This is a genomic window from Streptomyces montanus, assembly GCF_005786655.1.
GTDB classification, from domain to species: Bacteria; Actinomycetota; Actinomycetes; order Streptomycetales; family Streptomycetaceae; genus Streptomyces; species Streptomyces sporangiiformans.
This window is the reverse complement of the sequence record NZ_VBZC01000166.1, coordinates 1-622: the sequence shown is the minus strand read 5'-3', so window position 1 is coordinate 622 and position 622 is coordinate 1. Positions and strand designations below refer to the sequence as shown.

Genomic DNA, 622 nt, shown 5'->3' with positions numbered 1-622 from the left:
TCGATCTGACGGCGGGTGTGTCGGTTCCGGAGTTGCGGAAGTTTGTGGCGGGGCGGTTGCCGGAGTTCATGGTGCCGTCGGCGTTTGTGGTGTTGGACCGGTTGCCGTTGGCGCCGAACGGGAAGCTGGATCGGGCGGCGTTGCCGGCGCCGGTGTTCAAGGGGGAGACGTACCGGGCTCCGTCGTCGGAGACGGAGCGGGTGTTGGCGGCGGTGTTCGCCGAGGTTTTGGGTGTGGACCGGGTGGGGGTGGATGACGACTTCTTCGCGGTGGGCGGGGACAGTATCCGTTCCATTCAGGTCGTGTCGCGGGCGCGGGCGCGTGGGGTGGAGGTGACGCCGCGGGAGGTGTTCCAGCATCGGACGGTCGCGGAGCTGGCGGTGGTTGCGGCGGGTCGTGGTGCGGCGGTGGTGCTGGAGGAGTTCGAGGGCGGCGGTGTGGGGTTTGTGCCGCTGTTGCCGGTGGCGCGGTATCTGCTGGAACTGGGTGGCGGGTATGGGCGGTTCACGATGTCGTCGGTGGTGGATCTGCCGGTCGGGATCGACGGGGCGGGTCTGACGGCGACGTTGGCGGCGGTCTGGGACCGCCACGATCTGCTGCGCTCCCGACTGGTCGGCGACGG

1 protein-coding gene is annotated in these 622 nt (G+C 69.5%); it reads left to right on the top strand.

All coding sequences use genetic code 11. From position 1 onward, the window contains the following. Positions 1–212 precede the first annotated feature (212 nt). A partial coding sequence (locus tag FE633_RS46945) for a phosphopantetheine-binding protein (RefSeq protein ID WP_246114169.1) occupies positions 213–622 on the top strand: 410 nt, incomplete at its 3' end.